Below are 23,333 nucleotides of genomic sequence, written 5' to 3'. Positions count from 1 at the left end.
ATAACCAAAGGAGTTAATAATAAAGGAGTTAATTACCTAGAATTAATAATCTCACAGGAAGAGATAAGATGGATAATGGTGAGGAGCAGTCGGATAATCCGGCTGCTTTTTTGTATTCAGTAAAGAAATTTATTTCATAGAGGGCATTCGATTAATTTACCCTCCAAGTCCTAAACAATGAGCCTTACTTGAAACTGCAGATGAACGATTTGTTAACAGTGTATAGCATCTGATACTACTTATTTATGATTTACCTCAAAGGATGAAAATAATATTTTAAATTGACTAGATTTAGGCTAGATGGTAGTATTGTCTTAATAATGAACAATGTTCAATATAATGAACGACTTCGATTATAACATTATCGGATGCAGTAATTCACTCAATATTGGTCTCTACTAAACATTGTGCTTAGGGTGGTGTAGTATGCGTGGCTTTGCAATTTTGCTCGGTTTTTACCTAGTTGGAATGTTTATTCAAAAAGTATTACATGTTCCTCTTCCCTCTAATGTGATCGGTCTAGCCCTATTTACTTTATTTTTATTTCTAGGACTAATTAAATTGAAGTGGGTTGAAAGAGCGGCGACATTTTTGAATCGTCATATGCTGTTGTTCTTTGCTCCCATTGTCGCTGGGACTGTATCCATTCTGCCATTGGTGCGGGGGCATGTAATTTCTATCATGGTGACTTTTTTTCTGAGTTGGTTAGCTGTACTGCTTTCAGCCGGATGGACGATGAAATCACTGAGTATCAGAAACGAAAAGAGTTCGAAAACGAATACTTCCAAATCTTCGCGTGTCGCAGTAAGGAGTGAACATTCATGAGTGTATCCTCATTGTCACAAAGCCCAATTTTCGGCATATCTTTGACTGTGCTTGCATACGTATTTTCCTTTGGCATAAATCGTTTTATTAAATGGCTTCATCCACTCTTTATATGCTCAGGTCTCATTATCGTTGTATTACTTATGGTTGGCGTATCGTATACGGACTACCAAATCGGAGGAAGTCTTATTGAGTTTTTTCTTGGCCCTGCGACGGTAGCAATGGGAGTTCCGCTTTATAAAAACGTGCAGAAGTTTAAAGAAAAGATAGCCCCAATATTAGCAGGGATATTTGCGGGTTCAGTTATGGGTATCGCGAGCAGCTCAGCCTTGATTTGGTTATTTGGCGAATCACGAGAAATCATGGTTACCATGATGCCAAAATCTGTAACAACTCCTATTTCAGTTGAAATTATCCGAAATATGGGGGGGATTCCGGAGTTAGGATCTGTACTTACCGTATTAACTGGATTGCTCGGAAGCATGATAGGTCCCGAGGTATTGAGGTTGTTTGGCCTGCGGGACAATTATTCGGTTGGCATTGCTATTGGAACTTCTTCCCACGGGATTGGAACGGGCAGGCTAATTCGTGAGTCAGACCTGCTTGGCAGCATCAGCGGTTTTTCCATGTGCATGGCTGGAATGATCACTTCGGTACTCGTAATCCCAGTCTATTGGTTAGTTTATCGATAGTGGTGGATTGGTCGAGTTTAACTATGGGGTTATAATACAAATAGGGGGAATAGTTAATGAAAGGAAAGGTAGCCATAATTACGGGTTCCGCTACCGGCATTGGAAAAGCAATCGCTCTTCGTTTAGCCAAGGAAGGGGTTCATATTATAATCAACTACTCCAAATCTAAAGGTGAGGCGTTGGAAACGATGAAACAAATTGAAGACTTAGGATCTAAAAGTTTGCTGATTAAAGCTAATGTTTCGGATGATTTTCAAGTCCGGCAAATGATCAATGAAAGTGTGGCCGCTTTTGGCCGCTTGGATATATTAGTTAATAATGCGGGAGTGACAAATTACGTAAACCATGAAGACCTTGAGGGGTTAAAGGAAGAGTTCTGGAACCGCGCGATGGATGTCAACGTCAAGGGCCTATTCTATTGCTGCCGGGCTGCAGCGCCCGAATTAAAAAAGCAAAGGGGATGTATCGTCAACATTACGTCGGTAGCGGGGTTGACGGGATTGGGGAGCTCAATTGCTTATGCAGCTTCGAAAGCCGCCGCCATCAGCGTAACGAAATCACTTGCCCGCGTCATGTCCCCTGAAGTCAGGGTGAACAGTATTGCACCTGGGATTGTTCAAACCCGTTGGGTTGATGGACACCAGGATCATATAATGCGAATGGCGGAAGGAACGCCGCTCGGCAGAATTGCAACTCCTGAAGATGTTGCGGAAGCAACGTACTCATTAATTGCTCATTCGCATTTCGTAACCGGAGAGGTCATCAAAGTAGACGGTGGGATGTTTATCTAAGATGAAACGACGGCAAGTTCCCCCCCATATAACCCTCAAAATAGTGGGAATTTAACAATAGTCAGATACGTGGATGAACGATTAGATATTTATTAAAGGAAACGAAATATAAAAAAGGTACAACATTGAAATGTCCTGTTTAATTAGGTACTATTAGTATTAGTCGCCTTGATCAGTAATTGCTTCAGATATATGACATTTATGTAAGCGTATACAAAAATAAGGATGGATTTGTTTGTCGGTGATATTTACCAGCCGATAAGAGATTCATTTATATCTCCGGTTGCTGATCAAGAATTGGACAATAACATTCTGAGGATGAATTTGCCATGGAGAATACCAAATGGCTCCCAAAAGTAGCTATGTTTATAAGAAATATGAAGCTCCATAACAAATTGATGGTAGGTTACCTGCTTGCTGGTGTTTTCCCTGTGGTGTTAGTTAGCGCAATTATTTATCAACAGTGGGTAACAGGTTTGGAAGATTCTTCGCAAGAATTTGCTGCGCTATACACTTCCCAGATCGAGGTTTCTCTAAATAATTTTACTAAAGAATATGACAAGATCACAAAATCAGTTTTGATGGATAATGATATTATATTCAAGTTCAGTGACGAGCGGAAGTTGACCATGGACGAATTGATTATTCAGCAGGTTACTGTTCAAAGGTTATTAATGAGGGTTGCATTGTTAAAACCGGAAATTGTTAATGTGATGTTGATCAGTCGTGAGAACAGTATTTATCAGTACAGTAATACAACAAGCACAGCAAATTTAAGTGCGCTAGGTGCTAAAGAATGGTATAAAAGGCTTCAAAGCTCGGACAATACGTTTTTCATTACAGCTCTCCACGATCGTACTTATTACGAGGACAGGGGGACGGGGGCGCTCGTTACAATAGGGAGGGTGCTTCTTAATTATGATGGCACTTACGCTGGATTGCTTCTGATTGATATTGACCCGTATACATTGCTTCCACTTGATAATGATTTTCTCAAAGCTCAGGACAAATATGGTATAAGTGTTAACATAAGTGATAGACTAGGAGGAATTGTTTATCATTCGGATGCCGCTAGTGGAAGGCTATCATGGAAGAAAATAATGGAATCTGGTAAGGATTATACGAGTGATTCGAGTACGGATGATCAAATTGTTCTCACTGGCGAGACCGAGCTAGGAAATCTAATTATTAAGACTGAAATTTCCCGAGCCAAATTACTTATGAAAATCAGCAAGATGAAGGGTGTATCCATATTAGTAATTGTAATCGCAAGTCTCATAATGGTAATGATCTCTATAACCTTAAGTTATACCATCACTAAGCCAATCAAAGCATTACGTAGAAGCATGAAGCAGGCAGAAACTGGAGAATACAAACCAATCAATAATAAGCAGTCATATGACGAAATAGGATGCTTGGTGAATAGTTATAACAAAATGATTACAACGATTCGAACCTTGATTGAAGAGGTCTATATAGCTGAGATAAAGCGTCGTAATGCCAAGTTTATTGCCCTTCAGAACCAGATCAATCCTCACATGCTCTATAATACATTGGATTCGATCCGCATGAAGGCTCTTGTCAACGAGGATGAAGAAACTGCCGACATGATTATTATCTTGGGAAGAATGTTCCGGCTAGCATTGGGTAAGAAAGGTAAAAGGCATTCTATTAAGGATGAATTAGAATACACGGTTAATTATTTAAAGTTGCAGAATATCCGTTTTGATGACAAGTTCTCTTTGGACATTCGCATTCCTGAGGAAATGCAGCGGTGCAGCATCATTCCCATCATTTTTCAGCCCATCGTTGAAAATAGTGTTAATTATGGTTTTCAAGATTACAGCAGGATGATGAATGTCGTAATTGAAGGGCTTTGGACTGAAGAGGGATGGATACTGATTCGAATTTCGGATGATGGACTTGGCATACCTATTGAAAAATACAAAGAGCTTAGTCGAATTTTGGAAGATGCAGATTTGGATAAGTACAAGCTGGAATCGGAGAATGTTCTTGAGGAAAAAGGGCTTGGCCTTAAAAATATTGCTGAGCGCATAAAAATACATTATGGCGAACGATATCACCTTAAAATTTTGCCTTCAGACGGGAAAGGGACAACGGTAGAAATACTGATTCCGAAGGTTTAATCCTTAGTAAAATTAATAAAAGAGGGGGGTAACAATGAAAGTATTTTTGGTAGACGACGAGAAGGGGATTCTTGACGGCCTTCAACTGTTAATAAAACGAAATATTCCAGCATGTAAAGTGATTGGTGTAGCTCTCAACGCTCATGAAGGCGTTAAATTAATTCAAGAACAGAAGCCAGACATTGTAATAACGGATGTTCGGATGCCTCAGATTGATGGTTTAGAAATGATCAGACTGCTTAAAGAGGCTGGGTGTCAAGCGAAGTTTATTGTTTTGAGTGGCTATGCAGATTTTGAATACGCCCGCAGAGGCATACAGTTGGGGGTGCAATTTTACCTTAACAAGCCAGTGGAGGGAAGAGAGCTGCGAGATTGTATTCAGAAGGTCGTAGAGACTATCGAGACAGAAAAGGCTAAGATTCGAGAAGTAGAAGATCTGAAGCAAGAGGTTCAAAGCCGAATGCAGGAAATTTCTTTAAGGGACATCATTGACGTTGGTAGTGAAAATACCGAATACGTGGAAGGTCTGCTCCGGATGGCGGCTATCCCCATCGAGGGTAATTCTTTTGTTTGTGCTCTCTTAGAATTTGGGGATACCCTTGAAAGCTTTAAAGAATTTGTTCTGGAACCCATGTTTCGCCAGATAGATCACGTATTTGGGAAGTACCGAGAGGTCTACAGATTCCGTTATTCCAGAGGACAGATTGCGTTAGTAGTTGCTGTTAACCCAGATACTGCTTATGAAAATTTGGTCGGCTCCGCCCAACGCTTGATAGAATCCCTGTATCGCGAGTTAAAGCTGCCTATAACTGTCGGAATTGGAACTGTACATGAACGGGCAGCAGGAATCAGCCGGTCCTTTGAGGAAGCCCGCTATGCTTTAAGCTACAAAGTTATCAAAGGTGTGGATGTTGTGATTCCTTATCCTGATATACTTAGTCTTCCGGGAACGAGCCATCCTATTTCGGAAGATATGATCATCCAATTGGAATCGGGTTTGGATAATATGGATGATGCAGAATGCGTTCGTATCATACATGAAATATTCCAACAGATGGAGTCGGAAAAAGAAATGAGTCCGATTGACCTTCAATTGCAATGCTTGAACATCCTATTATCTAGTGTACGTAAAATGTCTTTCCTTCAGTTACAGCAAAATAACCTGTTGGGCGGAAATATTTTGTCCACGGAGGACACTTCGCGTATCCGAACGATGGAGCAATTGGAGCAATGGATGGTTCAAGTTTTTAGGGGGATTATTTCTTTAAAACGGGAAAAGAAAATACCAAAGAAAAAGGATATCATTACCGAAATCAAAGAGTACGTGAAGAACCATTACAACGATCAAATCAGCCTCGCTGATCTATCCGATCGTTTTTTCATTAATCCATTTTATTTAAGCCAACTGTTTAAACAGAAGACAGGCGATACCTATCTTAATTTTCTTGCGCAGATTCGAATAAATAAATCGAAGGAGCTGTTGGAGAAAACCAATTTAAAGGTGTATGAGATCTGCCAATTGGTCGGATATTCGGATGGTCAGCATTTTTCCCGTTTATTTGAGAAGTTGGTAGGTGCTAAACCTAGTGAATATCGTAAGAATCTAAGAAGGAAATAAAAGTAAATATAAAAAAGTTGCCAGATTCAACACATGATGTGTGCAAATCCGGCAGCTTTTTTTCATTATGAAAATAGTAAGAGTAGGACATTTTATAGTTTCAAGCAATGGCATTTTTAAGGGTTTTAATACGATGAATGTTCTTTTAAAAAGCCAAGAAGCGAGTGGGAGTAAGTATCTAAAAAATCACATGGTTATATGCTTAAAAACCCCCAATTGAGCTAAACTGGTCTGAATAGTATAGTAAATGTAAGCGATAACAACATTAGATTGCAGGGGTGAAAAACTTGGAAAAAGTAGTAAATCAGCGGATGAAAGTAGCTGAAGGAGGAAGTAAGATAGTTAAATCCGCTAACCATCGGATGAAAGTGTTTTGGCCCTTATACATAATGGCCATTCCAGGTATGCTGTTTCTAATTGTGTTTAAATACGTTCCAATGGTTGGAACTGTAATTGCCTTCAAAGATTATTCCGTGTTCAAGGGAATGCTTGACAGTCCGTGGGTGGGTCTTAAGCACTTTCAGACCCTCATTCATCATCCCGATTTTGTCAGGATATTCAGCAACACATTGACGTTGGGATTTCTCAAAATCGTGCTAGTGTTTCCCATTCCAGTCCTGCTGGCACTCATGATTAACGAAATACGGAAATCGGCGTTAAAGAAAGGAATTCAAACGGCACTCTACATTCCGCATTTTTTGTCCTGGGTGATCATCGCCGGCATCGTCTTCGATTTCTTCTCGCTCAGCGGATTGTTTAATGTAGTAATTGGATGGTTCGGATACGACCCTGTACTGGTTATGCAAGAAAGCGGATACTTTCGCTTGGTCTATGTCATTACAGCCATATGGAGAGATGCGGGATGGGGAACTGTCGTTTATATGGCGGCTATAAGCGCAATCGATCCTCAGCTGTATGAATCGGCTATGATGGATGGCGCTTCCAGGTTCAAACAGATCCGCCATATCACCTTCCCGCTTTTATTGCCCACAGTATTAGTCCTGTTCTTGCTTGAGATTGGAAATTTCATGGAGCTGGGCTTTGATCACGTGTATAATTTGTTGACCCCGATGACGTACAGTGTTGGTGATATTCTGGATACCTACGTATTCCGAACGGGAATCCAGCAAGCGCAGTATAGCTTTGCTACGGCGGTTGGCCTGTTCCAGTCGGTTATTGGATTTACACTCGTATACATTTTCAATAGACTATCAAGAAAAGTGTCTGATGGGGGGCTATGGTAAGTATGTCTGAATCCAGAGGAGAAAAGATATTCGGATCAGGGGTCTCAGTTGTTCTTGTACTTCTGTCCATCGTTGCGATTATTCCGCTGTTATCCGTTCTCTCCACTTCGTTCAGTTCCAAGAAAGCAGTGGATTTGAATCTGGTCACGATCTGGCCAAAGGAGTTTACGTTTGACTCCTGGTCGTATATCATTTACCGTCCGGACCTGTGGAAAGCGTTCTTCCTCACCTTAGGCTCAACGCTAATCGGTACCCTATTGGCGCTGCTGGTCACCGCATTGCTTGCTTATCCGCTTTCCAAAGTGGAATTCCGTTGGGGGCCGGTAGTTATGATCGGTGTAGTTATAGCCATGGTCTTTAAAGCGCCACTTGTCCCTTACTTCCTGACAGTGCGTGGTGTAGGACTTTATAATAACCCGTTAGTCCTGATCATACCTCATATTCTGAATCCATTTAATCTGATTATTATGAGAACCTTTTTCAAGCAATTTTCAAAAGAACTGGAAGAAGCGGCTTTCATTGAGGGTTGCGGATACTTCAGGATGTTGTTCCAATTCGTACTCCCGCTGTCCAAGGCGGTATTGGCCACCTTGGCCTTGTTCTACGGCGTTGTGCTATGGAATCAATTTCAGACGCCACTGTTATTCTTGCAAAATCCGGACCTGTTCCCGTTGCAAATCAAAATCAGGCAGTTTATTACCGACGATAGTGTGATTATGGCGTTCGTTCCTTCCAAGCTTGACGTCAATTATAACGAACGGACTCTGAGAGCGGCAACCGTCATTTTCGCGATCGTTCCAGTCGTTGCCGTATATCCTTTCTTACAGAAATATTTTGTCAAGGGAGCTATGGTTGGATCAGTTAAAGGGTAATAACATTATTGGTTTATGGCTTATAGCCTTAATCATACTTAAATAAAATTCAAGGGGGAAATGGCATGAATATCAAAAAACTTGGTTCGCTCTCACTGACGGTCTCACTTATGTTATCAGTCATTGCCGGCTGTTCAGGTAATGCGGATTCGCCTGCATCTTCTACAGCTGTGTCTCAGGAGCCAAACAGCACAAACGAAATTGTAGATATTGAAGTATGGAGAGAGAACAACGGCTATTTACCGACCACCAAGGGCAGTAAGTTATATGAATTCTATAAGGAAAAGCTGGGCGTTGGCGTCATCCATCCCTATGTGGAATGGAATGGCGGTACCAATTACTTAAATCAACTAAACCTGAAAATTGCGGCTAACGAAATGCCGGATCTATTTTCACCATATAATGGAATTGAATCTAGCCTCGCCAAGAGCGGCGCTATTGCGGATCTGACTGACTTACTGCCTAAGTATGCTCCTAATGTATGGGAAGCAGTTCCCAAAGATGTTTGGGATATTGTTAAAGCAAATGACCCTACAGGAAAAGGAAGAATTTATTATATACCTGGTGTGCTAGACTACGGAAGATACGCCGGTATGATCCGAAAAGATTGGCTCGACAAGTTAGGTTTGCAGATGCCCAAGACCCAGGATGAATTTGAAAAGGTTCTGGAAGCGTTTCGAGACAAGGATCCTAATGGTAATGGTCAAAAGGACGAAGTTCCGACTGGCGGCAGAGAGCAAGCGCGTTGGATGGATCATCTATTCGCTATGTACGGCGTTGCAATGTTCGAAGGAATGCCGGACTGGGATATGTACGACGGCAAGCTGACTTATTCCGCAGTTACTCCGAATATGAAAGCGGCTCTTGAATATATTTCTAAACTATACAAAGACGGATTATTGGACAAAGAGACACTGCTGAACAACAAAGCAAAGTGGGACGGCAAGGTTGAGGGGAATAAAGCGGGGCTTTATTTCCATTGGGCAGAAACAGTTAATGACCGTCTAGAGAACATGAACAAAAATACTGGGGTTAAGGCTGATTTTTCTGTACTTCCCCTGCCGGAAGTTCCGGGGTACAAAGGCTTCTACACCTGGAAGAGATTAACTCCTCCAGCCTGGGTCGTAAAGAACAACAAGGATCAGAAGAAGCTAATGGCTACCTTGAAGCTGCTGAACAACGTGTATGATAAGAAAATTTGGAATGATCTGTTTTTGGGAGTAGAAGGAATGCACTACACCATGAAAGACGGAAAAGCTATTCGTCTTCCAGATGACAAGAGTACTCAGGAGAACATGATTTTCGAGCCGTATAAGAATCTGGCAACCCTAGATTTTATGACCGGACTCATTAAGAATACGTCAACGGAAGAAAGAAAATGGGCTACAGACCAGACCATCCGTGATATGCAAGAGGCTCAGAAATATGCAAAGGTTATCGCTGGGGATGGAATGCCGGCGGATGTTTATGAAGGCTTTGCAGATATCAACAACCGTACGATGTATGTGGAATATGCCACTAAGATTATTCTTGGCCAGTATCCCATCAGTAAATTCGATGAGTTCGTAGACAAATGGAACAAATCTGGTGGAGAAGAAGTCACGAAACGCGCTAGAGAATGGTATGCGAAAGTGAAAAAATAACAAAGTAGCTAGTCGGGGTATAATATACAAGGCATGTTGTCTCGGCAACGTGCCTACTTTTTTACAGTCGAAAGGAATTACAATCAATGGCGATAGCACTTACATTTCCGGATTATTCCCCCAAGCTAATCTTTGCCGTTTGCAGATTGCAAGCTGCAATAACAGATTTGGGTGAGACATGGACGCCCAACACTGAGCAATCCTTGGATCAAGATCATATCGTAGTTGTTTTTGATGACACAGTTGCAAAAGAAACATTCGGTTTGACCGTCGATGCGTCTGTCAAGACGGAAGGTTTTGAGATACGCCGCTCGCAGCATCTTGGATATCCAGCACTGTTCGTTCTGGCTCGTGATGAGTCCGGCGCCATGTACGGCGTGCTGGAAGTCGCTGAGCAGCTTCGGATGCATGGTAGTATATTAGATGTATCAGAATGTATCGTTAACCCTAGATTTCCATTCCGCGCCGTGAAATTTAATCTTCCTTGGTCAACTTACCGGAGGAACGAGTGCTTCGAATTACAAAAGGAAACGGTCCGCAACCTCGATTTTTGGGAAGCTTTTTTAGACATGATGGCGGAAAATCGCTACAATGTGCTGACTTTATGGTGCCTTCATCCATTCCCTTATATGATTAAGTCCAAAAGTTTTCCTAAAGCCACCCCTTTTACGGATGATGAACTCGCCGATTGGAAGCGGTTTTGGACATCCTTGTTCCAAATGGCCCATGATCGAGGAATTGAAACCTATTTGATCAACTGGAATATTTTCGTCTCGGAATCGTTCCGCGAACATTACGACCCCCATGCCGTTAGTGATGAGACATTCTACCATCACGGTGATTATTATTCTACTGAGCAAATCAAGCAGTATACCCGTGAATGCGTGACTCAGCTCATCGACGAGTATCCCGGATTGGCCGGCTTTGGTATTTCTGTGGGGGAAAGAATGAATGGAATGACACCTGAGGAGCGGCAGGAATGGATCGCGGATGTCTATTTTGAGGGAATGAAGAACGCCAGCCGTGCTGTGAAATTTATCCATCGTGCCCCATTCTCAGTTGACCCGTACATAACTCGAACCGCGATTGAAGAAAACGAGATGCTGCCCCAACCGGTATGGGTTGAAGTCAAATTCAATTGGTCCCATGCGTACTCATCGACGAAGCTGCTGATGACACACGGCGGTTCCGAAGGCATGGAAGGATACTGGAATCCGGCGCCGCAAAATTACAAAATTACTTGGATGGTCCGAAATGAGGATTTTTTCACATTGCGCTGGGCTCAGCCGGATTTTATCAGAAAACATCTGTTGGATAACGGACATGAGTATGTCGGTGGGTATTACATCGGCTCTGAATGTTATATCCCTGCCAACGATTATTCACATGCCCCAGGGAGTCCACATATCCAGTGGACATACGCCTTCGAAAAGCATTGGTTATATTACATGCTATGGGGGAGATTGTTATACGACCCAACGGCATCCGATGATGTGTTTGTGAACGCAATCGAACGCCGTTACGGCAAGTCCGTAGGTCGACCGCTGCTTGCGGCTTTTTCGTTTGTTTGCAAAATGCCGATGGCACTCGCGTCGTTCTTTTCTTTCTCTTGGGATTTTACCTTGTATGCGGAGGGATTTATTGCCACTGATAAATCTGAATACAATGCAGGGAAAGCTTTTATCTCGTTAGAGGATTTACTAAACAGTGAACCGCTGGACCCCGACTATTTATCGATTCGGAACTATGTCGATTGTATCATTGCTAAAAAGTCTGCTGAAGGTTATGTGACTCCTCTCCAATTGGCTGACTTATTGGCGTATGATGCCCGAGAAGGTTTATCGAGGCTTGTTTCAATTGTACGCGATATACCATCTCTTTGCTGCGAGATGGCGGATATCGAGGCTTGGGCACATCTGGGGCTTTATTTCGCAGCTAAATTGCGTGCCGGAGTTAGTTATGAATTATACGTGAGGACCGGGGATGAAGGGGAACGGCAGAAAAGCATACAATGGCTGGAATCGCCAAACGCCCTTAAACACTGGGATGATCTCATTCGTGTGACCAATTCTCATTATATAAAGCAACCGTTACTGCATTTAGGAAAAACACCATTCTCATGGGAACTCTTCCGTCCACAGGTACTCGAAGATATTATATTCGTCCAGAAACGATTGACCAGTACCTCTTGACGCAATGTCCGAAAAACCATAACCGTGAAAGGATTCATGATGAAAATCAAAAGTATAGAAACGTTCACTTCGCATAATATTTGTATGACCCGAGTCCGCACGGACGATGGCCACGAGGGGATTGGGCAAATTGCGCCTTACCATGCTAATATTTCCGCGCTTGTGTTGCACCAACAGATTGCTCATCAAGCATTGGGCCAGGATGCAGACCGAATAGCAGATCTTATTGAAACGATCGTTACCCACGAGCATAAATTTCCCGGCTCTTATTTATGCCGGGCTGTCGGAGGGCTCGATACCGCACTCTGGGACCTTAAAGGGAAACGTCTCGGGAAAAGCGTATGCGAGTTAATTGGCGGAACCCGGGGCGACATCGAGGTCTACGGCTCGAGCATGCGACGCGATATCATGCCGGAGGATGAGGCTGAGCGTCTGAAACGACTTCAGGATAAGCACGGCTTCCGTGCCTTTAAATTTCGGATTGCGAATAAATTCGGAAACGATGTCGACGTTTTTCCAGGCCGTACGGAACAGATTGTGCCTGCTGTGCGTCGAGCGCTTGGCGACGATACGCAGTTGTATGTCGATGCGAATAGCGGCTTTACCCCTGCCCGTGCGATTGAAGTGGGCCGTATGCTAGAACAGCAAGGTGTGGTGCACTATGAGGAACCGTGCCCCTATCCGCGGCTTGAATGGACCAAGCAAGTCACTGACGCCCTAAGCTTGAATGTAACGGGTGGGGAGCAGGATACCGATCTTGTACAGTTTCAACGGATGATAGACATGCATGCAGTTGATATCGTACAGCCGGACATCTGCTATATCGGAGGACTCAGTCGGGCACTTGAAGTAGCGCGTATGGCGCAGGAGGCAGGAATGTCGTGTATGCCTCATGCGGCTAATTTGTCAATGGTAACGATCTTTACCATGCATATGTGCGCTGCGATTCCGAACCGTGGTCCATTTATGGAGTTCAGTATCGAATCTAACGACTGGACGAAAGACTTGTTTGTGGAGAAACTCGTGGTGCGGGACGGCAAAATATCGATTCCTGACGGCCCAGGCTGGGGTGTCAATGTGCGGCCGGAATGGCTTGAGAAAGCTGAGTATCAAATTAGTCAACTATGAAGCCCTTGCATTTGGCGAAATAATGCCTGGGGTGCAAATACACAATCGTAGGAGGAACCGACAATGGATTGGTGGAATGAGAAGCCAATGCGGCTGATACAGACCAATTTAAGAGAAATTGACGCGATGCTGGATACCGACGAATATATGCGGAGCCTTGAGGATTTCTCGGCAAACGTTCTGCTGTTTAACGTAGGGGGGATCGTAGCTAACTACCCTTCGTCCCTTGAATTCCATTATGTGAATCCCAATTTGAAGGATGATTTTGCCGGGAGGGTAATTGAACGTGTTCACGAGAAAGGGATGAAGTTTATAGCCCGCTTCGATTTCAGCCGGTTAAATCAAAAATGTGCTTTGCCGAATCCGGACTGGCTGTATCGGAGTGTGGACGGAGAGATAGTCAATTACAACGGTCAGGTTCACACCTGCATCAATGGCTACTATCAACAGGAATATTCACTTCACATATTGAGGGAAGTGGCTGAAAGGTATTCCATTGACGGTATTTTCTTTAATATGCATGGTTATGTGACTCACGACTACAGTTATAACTATTATGGGGTTTGTCAATGTGGCAACTGCCAAAAACGATTTTTTGAATACACTGGACATGAGCAGCTGCCTCTTAGGGAGGATCCGAACGATCCGGTCTTCCGGGATTATGAAAAATTCCGTACAGAGACAGTAAGAGAGCTATTTCTTAAACGAGTAGAGATCGTTAAGCGAATCAATCCTCATATAGCGATATGCAACTATACGCATTCTGGTACCGATATCTTCCGGAAGGAATCCAACACGGGAATGAACCGGCCTCTGCCGGAATGGAATTATTCAGCCACAGAAAATGTGCGCACTGTTCGGGGGACCTGGGATGGAATGGCTGTAAGTAATTCGGCCGTTCACTTTGTTGATTACGCCATGCGGCATACGGCGGTTTCCCCTCATTTAACTGGGCTGCGACTGGCGCAAAATCTAGTGAATGGAGGATGGCTGGATTATTATGTGATCGGCACTCTCATTAATCAGGATGACCGTCTTTGTCTCGATCTTGTGAAAGATATTTACTGCTTTCATCAAAATCATGAAGATGATTACACGGGCCTGCAATCGTTAGCAGAGGTATGCTTGATTGTTCCGGAAAGCAGTAGTATATACGAAAGCAAAAACGAGCTAAAGGGAATTATGAGAATTTTGGCAGAGAATCATGTGCAGTACGATCTTCTTCACGACAGTATGCTGCAATCGCCGCAGATTGACAAGAAGCTTGGTCGATATAAACTGTTGATTCTCGCCGACCAGCGAACGATGAGCGACGAAGCTGTGGGCGCTGTTGACCGTTTTGTAGAACAGGGTGGGAAACTCCTTGCAACCGGATTTACCTCTACCTGCGATCTTAAAGGTCATCCGTTAGGGCAAATCCGACTGCAAAGTATTGGGGCAAAGGAATTTACACTTAAACCGAAAGCGCAGGGGGCTTATTTCCGAATTCGCGAAGCTGATAAGTCGATTATTCATCATTTTGAACGAATTGACCTTGTGTATTTATGTGGTGAAGCTTTGGAATGCGAGCTTGAGGATGAAGCTTTCGGATTACTCGGCTTGATTCCTTCCTGCATGTTCGGGCCGCCGGAGAAATGTTACATCACCGAAGAGACGAACATCCCCGGATTAATCTATAAACATTACGGGCAGGGGAAATCCGCTTATATTCCGTGGGGACTAGGATCGCATTATGAAAAACTGAGCAATCACGGTCATAGCCGCCTACTGATGGCAGCACTTCAGGATATACTCGGCCATCGGGAGCCCTTACAGGTTACCGCCCCAGCTTTGGTTGAAGTTTCTTATTACAAGGGAGATTCACGTCGATTGGTAAGTGCTGTGAATGTATCGGGCCAACTAGGCACAGCATTCCATGCACCGATTCCGATTCGGGACATTCGCTTCACGCTCCGGAGTGATTCTAAGCCTTCACGTGTGTATGCGTTGCGTCGTTCAGGGGATATCCCGTTTGTTTACAGTGAAGGGCAAGTTTCATTGAGTCTAGATGAGCTTGAGCTATTCGAGACGATTGTGATTGAGGATTAACGGCGTTATGCCTAAGGAGGCAAGTGCATGAGGGATATAAGGGTTGTTCTTACCACAGTTGATTATAAAGATGAACATTATCGTAGACTAGCTCAGGCTTTTGAGCCTGCAACCATGATTCGTCTGCGAAGTGACGATTATGTAGGCATCGGGGAAGCGCTTGAGCTCGCGGATGTAGCCGTGCTTGCAGGTGATATCCTCGATGAACGATTCATTCAAGCACCATTGCTCCGTTGGATTCACTGCGACCATGCGGGATTAAATAAGAGCGCTCGTCCTGAAATATTCGAGCGGGAGTTGCTGGTAACAAGTTCTGCGGGTCGATCTTCCCCTGCATTAGCGGAGCATGCCATATTTTTCATGCTGGCGCTAGCCTATCAGTATCCGCGGTTTCTTGACGCTCAACGGGTCCACCAATGGGGAGTGCCCGGGCAACATGAGCTGCGAGGATTGTATGGACGTACGGTCGGCATCGTTGGTATGGGAAACATCGGTACCGAGCTGGCGCTGCGAACCAAAGCAATGGGCATGCACGTGCTTGGCTATCGGAAGAGCAGTGCGCCTCCGCCTCCGGGAGTCGATAGGTTCTTCTGCGCCGATAACGGGGATTCGCTTGACGATCTACTTGCTGAGAGTGATTTTATCGTATTAGCTTTACCGCTGAGTAATGCGACGCATCACCTGATTGGCAGACGTGAACTGGCGCTGATGAAGCGCTCAGCATGCTTGATCAATATGGCACGCGGTGCTGTCATTGATGAAGCGGCACTGACAGAGGCTTTATATGCAGGACAAATCGGCGGAGCCGGACTCGACGCCTTCGCGCAGGAGCCGCTTCCGTCCAGCAGTCCGCTCTGGGACGCGCCCAATACGCTGATTACACCGCATACAACACCGCAGGTGCCCGACCGTACTGGTCGTTCCATTGACATTATCACAGAAAACGTTAGGCGCTATCGAGCAGGAGAAGCGATGCTCAATGAATTGAAGCCTAGCGATGCATACACTAGATAACCATAATGAAACCAATTAGGAGGGAATTCAATATGAAACTTGTATTTATCGGTTTGGGAAATATGGGATTGCCGATGGCGCGAAATCTTGTAAAAGCTGGGTACGAAGTGTATGGAATAAACCGGAGCAGGGGAAGAGAAGCTGTGTTTGCGGAATCTGGGGGCAAAGTCGGACTCTCCCTGAAAGAATTAGCAATGCAAGCCGATGTGATCATGACGTGCTTGCCAATGCCGTCAGATGTGGAGCAAATTTATCTTGGGACGGAAGGAATCGTGGCGAATGGACGAAACGGATTGACTTTAATCGACTTCAGCACCGTGTCGCCGGATCTTTGTGTAAAAATCTCCTCAGCTGCTGAGCAAGCAGGAATGGATTTTCTAGATGCGCCTGTTAGCGGGGGGACGGTAGGAGCCGAGCAGGCGACGTTGTCTATCATGGTTGGTGGAAGCAGGCAAGTTTATGAACGTGCTCTTCCCGTAATGGAGAAGGTAGGTAAAAACATTTATCATGTTGGAGAAGTCGGAAATGGGACTGTCGTTAAGCTGTTAAACCAACTCATGGTCGGCATACATACCCAGGCTGCGAGTGAAGCAATGACGCTTGCTGACAAAATGAATCTGCCCAAAGATATGCTTCATCGAATTTTAAGTAATAGCTTTGCTCAAAGTCGGATTTATGATCGACACTATACCCAGTTTGTTGAAAAGGGGGAGTTTCAGGCGGGCTTTGCTCTTAATCTTCTGCATAAGGACCTGGTTCTGGTGAAGAAAATGGCGGATGATATCGGTGCTGCATTACCTATTGGAACCCATGTAGAACAGCTCATTGATACGGCTAAAGTCAAAGGGTTTGGGGAGAAAGACATGTCCGGTATGTATTTGTACATGAGCGAAATAAACGGACAACGCCAAGTGACCAAGTAAATATATGTCGCTTTCATCCTAACTCTATCGTCAAGCGTTATAACCGTTAGCTAAGTCATCATTTCGAATACTCGCGAGGTGAGAACATGTCTGAAAGAGTCAAGCTAACAATCGATACAATGAAAAATGATTTAATCAAATTGATCGGTCCAGAGTACGTAGTTGTTGGTCACGAAGAGGGGGGGCGACAATATCAGCTTCATGCTCCTATCGTTGTGTTTCCCGACGAGGAACAGAAGGTAAAGCAGATTTTGAGTTGGGCTTACAACAATGATGTGCGGATCTCACCTCAGGGTGGGGGGACAAAAGATGCCTGTGGACATCCCGGTGAAGGAACGGATGTGATATTGTCGCTAAGAAAAATGTCTGGTATCCTCCACCATTCCGTCGGTGATCTTACCGTTACTGTGCTGCCGGGGACTACGCTGCTAGAGCTCCAGCAAGCTTTAGGCAAGGAAGGGCAGTTTCTGCCACTTGATGCAGCCTGGGAGGAGTGTTCAACCCTAGGGGGGATTGTCGCTGCCAACGCTTCGGGTCCAAGCAGAGCGATGTACGGATCGGTGAGAGATCATTTAATTGCAACCCGTATTTGCTATCCGGACGGCACGCTGATTCGTACGGGTGCAAAAGTTGTCAAAAACGTGGCAGGATACGATATGAACAAGCTTTTTATCGGTTCCATGGGCACCCTTGGGGTTTTCACCGAGCTCACCTTTAAAATCCGGCCAATTCCCGTGTTTACTGGGGCTTTAGCCGTACGCAGCTCGGATTTACTTAAGCTTCGCAAACTACAGGAAATTCTGCTGGACTCCCAGCTTGAGCCTTCAGTAGTTGAATGGGTAAACGGGAGACTCGGAGGGGAAATATTCGGTGAAGCTACGCAAGACCCTATGCTGTTGGTTTCGTTTCAGGATGTGGAGCGTTCGGTGCTATTTCAGATTAATTGGTTGATGAACGCGTGCGAAAGCTTAGGGGTTGCGATCCAGTTGAAGCTCATGGGGTATGAAGAAACCCACACCGTACTCGCTAAATTAAGAGAGGATCTTCCGAATTCGGGCGTGATCTCTGATGACAAGCTTGTGATAAGCGTCAAATTACTCTCTTTGATCACAGAGGTACCTCTTGTTTATGAAGCCGCGCAATCTGTAGCATACGAAAAGGAGTTAGTGTTGGACTTCCACGGAGGACTATATACGGGTATTAGCAGAGCAACGGTTCGAGCGGATTGGGAACAACAGCAGGCAGTTTTTGAATGGCTGCGCTCGGTCGAGTTATTTGTCAGCAGGCTGAACGGGCGTTCGGTGATCGAAGTTGCTCCCCGCAAAATCAAGCAGATGCTGAATATATGGGGCACTGAAGCAGAAGATTGGAATTTGATGAAAGAGATCAAAAACAAAATCGATCCGAAGTGCATCTTGAATCCAGGTCGGTTTGTAGGAGGGATTTAAGATGTCGCAGAATGGCGCTAAAAATGCACAAGCAACTCCGACGGCATGCCAGGATGTTTCGTTAACCCGTTCCAATTATCTATGGGAGGATGCCCCTGATCCGGAAAAGTTTTCACAATGCGTGCATTGTGGGATGTGCCTCGAAGCGTGTCCGACCTATCAGGAAACCGCTTTGGAGCCGCATTCTCCACGAGGACGGGTTTATTTGATTAAATCTGTTGCCGAAGGGAATATGCAGCTGAATGAGTTTTTCAAAAATCCAGTGTCTACTTGTTTGGACTGTCGAGCCTGCGAAACAGCTTGTCCTTCGGGTGTTCAAGTGGGTGCGTTGATCGAAGAAGCGAGAGGACAGCTTTATAAGGCCAGTCCTCCCAAAGGATTCTCGGGGTTGCTGCACAAACTATTTCTGCATGGTCTTTTCCCGTATCCATCAAGAATGCAAATGCTTGGTGCGATGCTGAAGCTGTACCAGAAGTCGGGACTTTCTTATTTGGCGCGACAATTGAGAGTAATGAACATACTCCCAGCGCATTTGCGCGAAATGGAAAAGGCGCTGCCGAAGTTGACAAGGCCCCCGGTGCTGCGTTCCCATCCGGAAACGTTGCCGGCCATCGGTGTAAAGCGATCGAAGGTGGCAGTACTTACTGGCTGTGTCATGGACGTCGTATTCAGTGACATAAATGAAGCGACGATTCGAGTTCTGCGTCGTAATGGCTGTGAGGTATGGATTCCGAAAGCGCAAAAGTGCTGCGGCGCTCTGCACGTTCATGCAGGTGACCGCGATCAAGCCAAGCAATTGGCACGTCATAATATCGACGTGTTTTTATCCGATGACATTGACGCCATTATTGTAAATGCGGCAGGTTGCGGCTCGACACTGAAGGAATACGAAGAATTGTTCAAAAATGATGAGCGCTACCGCGGCAAGGCGCACGCGTTTAGCGAAAAGATTGTGGACGTATCGAAGTTTCTCGATAGGCTTGGTCTTATAGCACCAAAAGGGAACCTCGACATGACAGTCACTTATCACGATGCATGCCATCTTGCGCATGCACAAGGAATTCGAGTTGAGCCGCGCCGGCTGCTTGCAGCCATCCCTGGTTTGCGTATTGTTGATTTGCCCGATGCAGACCGCTGCTGCGGCAGTGCAGGCATATACAACCTGACGCATCCCGAAATGGCGGGGCAGCTTTTGGATCGCAAGATGAATGACATTCCCGACGGCTGCGAGGCTGTGGCAATGGGGAATCCCGGGTGCATGATGCAGTTTCAGGTAGGCATCGTGCGCCATAACCGATCGGAGCAGATTTTGCATACGATCCAACTTCTCGATTGGGCATACAGCAAGGAGGAGGCACACCGCTCATGAATACAAAGGGGAAGGCAGCGACGGGTTTCCTAAGTCTTGAGCAACGTGAACAGCTCATTCGGGATATGGAACAAATGATAGGACCTGCAGCCATTCTGCATAGGTATGAAGATTTGGTTGCTTATGAATGTGACGGATACACGATCGAAAGATCGCTTCCCACTGCCGTGGTCTTCCCGAAGGAGACCAAGGAAGTTTCCCAAATCGTCAAATATTTGTATGAGCGTCGAATTCCTTTCTTGCCTAGGGGAGCGGGAACTGGTCTTAGCGGAGGAGCTATAGCACGAGGAGGAGAAGTAATCATCAGTCTTGCTCGAATGAACAAATTGCTCAACATCGATTATATGAACCGTAGAGCAATCGTTCAACCGGGATACATCAATTTGAAGCTGTCCAATTCGATTTCTTTAAAAGGATACTATTATGCACCCGATCCTTCCAGCCAGGCCACTTGTACCATTGGGGGAAACGTCGGGGAAAACGCCGGCGGAGCGCACTGTCTGAAATATGGTGTCACAACTAATCATGTATTAGGACTTGAGCTCGTTCTCCCAAACGGGGAAATTGTGAATACTGGAGGAACACTCGATAGTCCGGGGTATGACCTGCTTGGAATCCTTACCGGATCGGAAGGTACGATGGGCATCGTAACGGAAATAACAGTCCGGATTTTGAAGAAGCCGCAAGGAGTTAAGACGGTGCTGGCCTTATATGACGACGCCAGCGATGCCAGTTTGGCTGTTTCCGAAATCATTGCCGCAGGAATCGTCCCGGCAGCTTTGGAAATGATGGATAAAACCGCTATTGAAGGCGTTGAGTCAGGCAATTATCCCGTCGGATATCCAAAGGATCTGGGCGCAGTGCTCATCGTCGAAGTCGACGGAATTGAGGAAGGATTGCAGGATCAGGTCGATCATATTATTGCCGTTTGCAAAAAAAACCGAGTTCTGGAAGTACGCCAAGCGGCAGATACGCAGGAAAGGGCGCGCTGGTGGGCTAACAGAAAAACGGCATTCGGCGCAATGGGAACCATTTCTCCCGATTATTTGGTTCAGGACGGGGTAATTCCGCGCAGCAAGCTTCCTGAAGTTTTGGCGAAGGTGGGGGAGATCAGCGAGAAATATAAGCTGCGTATCGCTAATGTGTTCCACGCCGGGGACGGCAATCTTCATCCGCTCATTTTATTTGATTCAAGGGTCTCTGGGGAGACGGAACGTGCAGTAGCCGCAGGGTCCGAGGTTCTTAAGGCTTGCGCGGACGTGGGCGGTTCTATTACTGGTGAGCATGGGGTCGGCATCGAGAAGATGGAGGATATGCGCTTTATTTTTAATGAACGAGAAATTCAGGCGCAAACGGATCTTCGCGACGTATTCAATCCGCATGGTCTATGTAATCCGGACAAAATATTCCCTAAACCTGCCCGCTGCGTAGAAGTTAAACACTATGCGGTCTTGTCTAAGGAATAAAACGAAACCCGTTGGGTATGGGCCCGGTGTAATACTGGGCTTATACCTTTTAATTTTACATGGATGGATGGACTTCTCGCTTGATTTGTATCTATAATAAAGTATTGACTCTCCGTCATAGCCGAAAGTTCGGTTCGATAGATATTAGTTGAGTAGGATGTGATTGCTTGGACCAAAAGTATTCCGTTCCTGCATTGGATCGGGCGGATGCCGTTTTAATGCTGGTAGCCGAGGAACCCTATAAATGGAAGCTTTCGGATATATCCAAACAGCTAAGTATAAGCAAGAGTACGCTGCATTCGCTTTTGCATACGATGGAACGGCTGCAGTGGATAAACAGGGACCGTAACGAAACTTATGCGGTAGGAAGCGCGCTCGGTGATTATGGAAGCGCCTATTTCCGACAGTTCGATCTCATTGACGAATTCAGACGCACTGCCGAGCCAGTGATGCGAAAGCTTCAGGAATCGGTTCAACTTGCTCGATTGGATGGAAATGAAGTTCTATATTTGGCGAAAATAGAAGCACCTTCGCCTGTGCAGATGGTATCCGGCCCCGGTGTGCGATTTCCTGCCCATTCCACAGGGCTTGGCAAAGCCCTAATGTCCGATATGGATGCCGGACAAGTCCGAGGATTGCTTCCACACGAACAGTTGCCGAAACGGACCGTCCATACAATTGACAGTCGTGAGACCTTCATTCAAGAATTGGAAAAAGCTCGACGCGCAGGCTATGCCTTGGACCTTCAGGAAGGCGTCATGGGCTTCTGCTGCGTTTCCTCACCCATACGGCTCAGGGGCGTGATCAATGCGGCTGTCAGTTGCTCAATGCCTGTTCACACTTGGGAAACGAAGAGGGAAGAGGCTATTGAGGAAATAACTAAGTTGGCAGCAACTCTCTCGACGAGTCTATAGGGTTCAAGGAATAGCATAAAAAGCATATGGATATGATACGTACGAATCTCGGTCGCTGCTTTCAAGCGGACCGGGATTTTTTACATATTGGGCATTTCAGTCATTGACAATGAAGTTCACGTATGGGAAGATGTGGTTAGCAACAAATTATCGAACGATGTTCATAATACCGAACAAGGGGTGTAAACAATGAAATTAGTGAGGTTTTCGCTGCCTGCCGAGGATACCATATGCAGCGGGTTATTGGAGGGGCACAGTATTCATGAGTTTGCTGGGGATATGTTCTCGGATAGACAGATGACTGGACGGATTTTTGACCTGGAGCAGGTTTCACTGAGGGCTCCGATTGTTCCTAATCAGATCATTGGCATCGGTAAAAACTTTGTCCCTGACAATGCGGAAAAGCCTTCGATCCCGGAGATGCCTATTTTATTTTTTAAACCTCTGACAACTGTCGTGGGTCCAGGGGAACCCGTGGTGTTGCCCCAAGGAACGGATGAAATTAAATTTGAATCGGAGCTGGCTGTCATTATTGGCCGCACAGCCAAGGATATCCATCCGTCCCAAGCAGATGACATCATTTTCGGTTTTACAGTAGCTAACGATTTAGGAGCATTTAATTATTTTCATCCGGAAGGGCATTGGACAATTGGCAAAGCATTCGATACGTTTTGTCCGCTGGGGCCGATCATTGAAACGGATTTTGATTATAGGACCGCTCGGATTCATGCAGCTGTTAACGGTGTGATGAAGCAAGATGCGGCAATAGAACGTATAATAACGCCTATTGCTGAGATGATTGCCTACATCAGCCGATTTATGACCTTGAATCCAGGAGATGTGATTTTGACAGGGACACCGGCAGGATCGGACTATGTGCGCGACGGAGATGTCGTTGATTGCTGGATTGATGGCATCGGGCGTTTGTCCAACCATGTGCAAGCCATTATTCGTTAAAC

The 23,333-nt window shown here is 45.3% G+C and carries 18 protein-coding genes; all 18 read left to right on the top strand.

The annotated features are described in order from the left end of the window. Positions 1-426 precede the first annotated feature (426 nt). The 18 genes from ABE504_RS30380 (at position 427) to ABE504_RS30295 (ending at position 23,331) form a co-directional block, all read left to right on the top strand. Positions 427-825: a CidA/LrgA family protein gene (locus ABE504_RS30380; protein ID WP_430096223.1), complete on the top strand. Its 399-nt coding sequence runs from the start codon at positions 427-429 to the stop codon at positions 823-825. Then, the gene (locus ABE504_RS30375; RefSeq protein ID WP_430096221.1) at positions 822-1,517 is read left to right on the top strand and encodes an LrgB family protein; all 696 of its coding nucleotides are present in this window, start codon (positions 822-824) and stop codon (positions 1,515-1,517) included. Before ABE504_RS30380 ends, ABE504_RS30375 begins: the two co-directional genes overlap by 4 nt. 56 nt (positions 1,518-1,573) lie before the next feature. Continuing rightward, positions 1,574-2,308, top strand: coding sequence for an SDR family NAD(P)-dependent oxidoreductase (locus ABE504_RS30370; RefSeq protein ID WP_430096219.1), 735 nt, complete (start codon positions 1,574-1,576; stop codon positions 2,306-2,308). Positions 2,309-2,637: 329 nt separating this feature from the next. Continuing rightward, positions 2,638-4,455, top strand: coding sequence for a sensor histidine kinase (locus ABE504_RS30365; protein WP_430096217.1), 1,818 nt, complete (start codon positions 2,638-2,640; stop codon positions 4,453-4,455). 34 nt (positions 4,456-4,489) lie between these two features. Continuing rightward, positions 4,490-6,073: a response regulator gene (locus ABE504_RS30360; protein WP_430096215.1), complete on the top strand. Its 1,584-nt coding sequence runs from the start codon at positions 4,490-4,492 to the stop codon at positions 6,071-6,073. A gap of 311 nt (positions 6,074-6,384) precedes the next feature. Beyond that, complete coding sequence (locus ABE504_RS30355) at positions 6,385-7,317, top strand: ABC transporter permease (protein WP_430096259.1); 933 nt, start codon at positions 6,385-6,387, stop codon at positions 7,315-7,317. A gap of 2 nt (positions 7,318-7,319) precedes the next feature. Then, on the top strand, positions 7,320-8,189 hold the full coding sequence (locus tag ABE504_RS30350) for a carbohydrate ABC transporter permease (RefSeq protein ID WP_430096213.1): 870 nt from the start codon (positions 7,320-7,322) through the stop codon (positions 8,187-8,189). Positions 8,190-8,254: 65 nt separating this feature from the next. After that, the gene (locus ABE504_RS30345) at positions 8,255-9,832 is read left to right on the top strand and encodes an ABC transporter substrate-binding protein (protein ID WP_430096211.1); all 1,578 of its coding nucleotides are present in this window, start codon (positions 8,255-8,257) and stop codon (positions 9,830-9,832) included. Between the two features lie 86 nt (positions 9,833-9,918). Continuing rightward, positions 9,919-12,024 carry a hypothetical protein gene (locus tag ABE504_RS30340; RefSeq protein ID WP_430096210.1) on the top strand — a complete coding sequence of 702 codons (2,106 nt, stop codon included), beginning with the start codon at positions 9,919-9,921 and terminating at the stop codon, positions 12,022-12,024. A 39-nt stretch (positions 12,025-12,063) separates the two neighbouring features. Beyond that, positions 12,064-13,152, top strand: coding sequence for a mandelate racemase/muconate lactonizing enzyme family protein (locus ABE504_RS30335; protein WP_430096208.1), 1,089 nt, complete (start codon positions 12,064-12,066; stop codon positions 13,150-13,152). A gap of 63 nt (positions 13,153-13,215) precedes the next feature. Beyond that, positions 13,216-15,240 (top strand): alpha-amylase family protein, encoded by a 2,025-nt coding sequence (locus ABE504_RS30330; RefSeq protein ID WP_430096207.1) that lies wholly within the window; start codon positions 13,216-13,218, stop codon positions 15,238-15,240. A 27-nt stretch (positions 15,241-15,267) separates the two neighbouring features. Then, the gene (locus ABE504_RS30325) at positions 15,268-16,254 is read left to right on the top strand and encodes a D-2-hydroxyacid dehydrogenase (protein ID WP_430096205.1); all 987 of its coding nucleotides are present in this window, start codon (positions 15,268-15,270) and stop codon (positions 16,252-16,254) included. Positions 16,255-16,286: 32 nt separating this feature from the next. Next, complete coding sequence (locus tag ABE504_RS30320; RefSeq protein ID WP_430096203.1) at positions 16,287-17,177, top strand: NAD(P)-dependent oxidoreductase; 891 nt, start codon at positions 16,287-16,289, stop codon at positions 17,175-17,177. An 86-nt stretch (positions 17,178-17,263) separates the two neighbouring features. Beyond that, positions 17,264-18,625, top strand: a complete 1,362-nt coding sequence (locus ABE504_RS30315; protein WP_430096201.1) for an FAD-binding oxidoreductase — start codon at positions 17,264-17,266, stop codon at positions 18,623-18,625. Between the two features lies 1 nt (position 18,626). Next, the gene (locus ABE504_RS30310) at positions 18,627-19,994 is read left to right on the top strand and encodes a (Fe-S)-binding protein (RefSeq protein WP_430096200.1); all 1,368 of its coding nucleotides are present in this window, start codon (positions 18,627-18,629) and stop codon (positions 19,992-19,994) included. Continuing rightward, positions 19,991-21,460 carry an FAD-linked oxidase C-terminal domain-containing protein gene (locus ABE504_RS30305; RefSeq protein WP_430096198.1) on the top strand — a complete coding sequence of 490 codons (1,470 nt, stop codon included), beginning with the start codon at positions 19,991-19,993 and terminating at the stop codon, positions 21,458-21,460. The genes ABE504_RS30310 and ABE504_RS30305 overlap by 4 nt, the downstream gene beginning before the upstream one ends. Positions 21,461-21,627: 167 nt before the next feature. Then, complete coding sequence (locus ABE504_RS30300; protein WP_430096196.1) at positions 21,628-22,374, top strand: IclR family transcriptional regulator; 747 nt, start codon at positions 21,628-21,630, stop codon at positions 22,372-22,374. A 189-nt stretch (positions 22,375-22,563) separates the two neighbouring features. Next, a complete protein-coding gene (locus ABE504_RS30295; protein WP_430096194.1) occupies positions 22,564-23,331 on the top strand; it encodes a fumarylacetoacetate hydrolase family protein in 768 nt (255 codons plus the stop codon). The last annotated feature ends 2 nt before the right edge of the window (positions 23,332-23,333 follow it).

It is taken from the genome of Paenibacillus oryzisoli, from assembly GCF_050467285.1.
Taxonomy (GTDB): domain Bacteria; phylum Bacillota; class Bacilli; order Paenibacillales; family NBRC-103111; genus Paenibacillus_E; species Paenibacillus_E oryzisoli_A.
The sequence above is the reverse complement of the archived record's forward strand: the minus strand, read 5'-3'. Positions and strand labels throughout refer to the sequence as shown.

Excerpts from the sequence above, each read along its gene's own strand:
- ABE504_RS30380 (WP_430096223.1), top strand. The coding sequence starts at position 427 with ATGCGTGGCTTTGCAATTTTGCTCGGTTTTTACCTAGTTGGAATGTTT.
- ABE504_RS30375 (WP_430096221.1), top strand. The coding sequence starts at position 822 with ATGAGTGTATCCTCATTGTCACAAAGCCCAATTTTCGGCATATCTTTG.
- ABE504_RS30370 (WP_430096219.1), top strand. The coding sequence starts at position 1,574 with ATGAAAGGAAAGGTAGCCATAATTACGGGTTCCGCTACCGGCATTGGA.
- ABE504_RS30365 (WP_430096217.1), top strand. The coding sequence starts at position 2,638 with ATGGAGAATACCAAATGGCTCCCAAAAGTAGCTATGTTTATAAGAAAT.
- ABE504_RS30360 (WP_430096215.1), top strand. The coding sequence starts at position 4,490 with ATGAAAGTATTTTTGGTAGACGACGAGAAGGGGATTCTTGACGGCCTT.
- ABE504_RS30355 (WP_430096259.1), top strand. The coding sequence starts at position 6,385 with ATGAAAGTAGCTGAAGGAGGAAGTAAGATAGTTAAATCCGCTAACCAT.
- ABE504_RS30350 (WP_430096213.1), top strand. The coding sequence starts at position 7,320 with ATGTCTGAATCCAGAGGAGAAAAGATATTCGGATCAGGGGTCTCAGTT.
- ABE504_RS30345 (WP_430096211.1), top strand. The coding sequence starts at position 8,255 with ATGAATATCAAAAAACTTGGTTCGCTCTCACTGACGGTCTCACTTATG.
- ABE504_RS30340 (WP_430096210.1), top strand. The coding sequence starts at position 9,919 with ATGGCGATAGCACTTACATTTCCGGATTATTCCCCCAAGCTAATCTTT.
- ABE504_RS30335 (WP_430096208.1), top strand. The coding sequence starts at position 12,064 with ATGAAAATCAAAAGTATAGAAACGTTCACTTCGCATAATATTTGTATG.
- ABE504_RS30330 (WP_430096207.1), top strand. The coding sequence starts at position 13,216 with ATGGATTGGTGGAATGAGAAGCCAATGCGGCTGATACAGACCAATTTA.
- ABE504_RS30325 (WP_430096205.1), top strand. The coding sequence starts at position 15,268 with ATGAGGGATATAAGGGTTGTTCTTACCACAGTTGATTATAAAGATGAA.
- ABE504_RS30320 (WP_430096203.1), top strand. The coding sequence starts at position 16,287 with ATGAAACTTGTATTTATCGGTTTGGGAAATATGGGATTGCCGATGGCG.
- ABE504_RS30315 (WP_430096201.1), top strand. The coding sequence starts at position 17,264 with ATGTCTGAAAGAGTCAAGCTAACAATCGATACAATGAAAAATGATTTA.
- ABE504_RS30310 (WP_430096200.1), top strand. The coding sequence starts at position 18,627 with ATGTCGCAGAATGGCGCTAAAAATGCACAAGCAACTCCGACGGCATGC.
- ABE504_RS30305 (WP_430096198.1), top strand. The coding sequence starts at position 19,991 with ATGAATACAAAGGGGAAGGCAGCGACGGGTTTCCTAAGTCTTGAGCAA.
- ABE504_RS30295 (WP_430096194.1), top strand. The coding sequence starts at position 22,564 with ATGAAATTAGTGAGGTTTTCGCTGCCTGCCGAGGATACCATATGCAGC.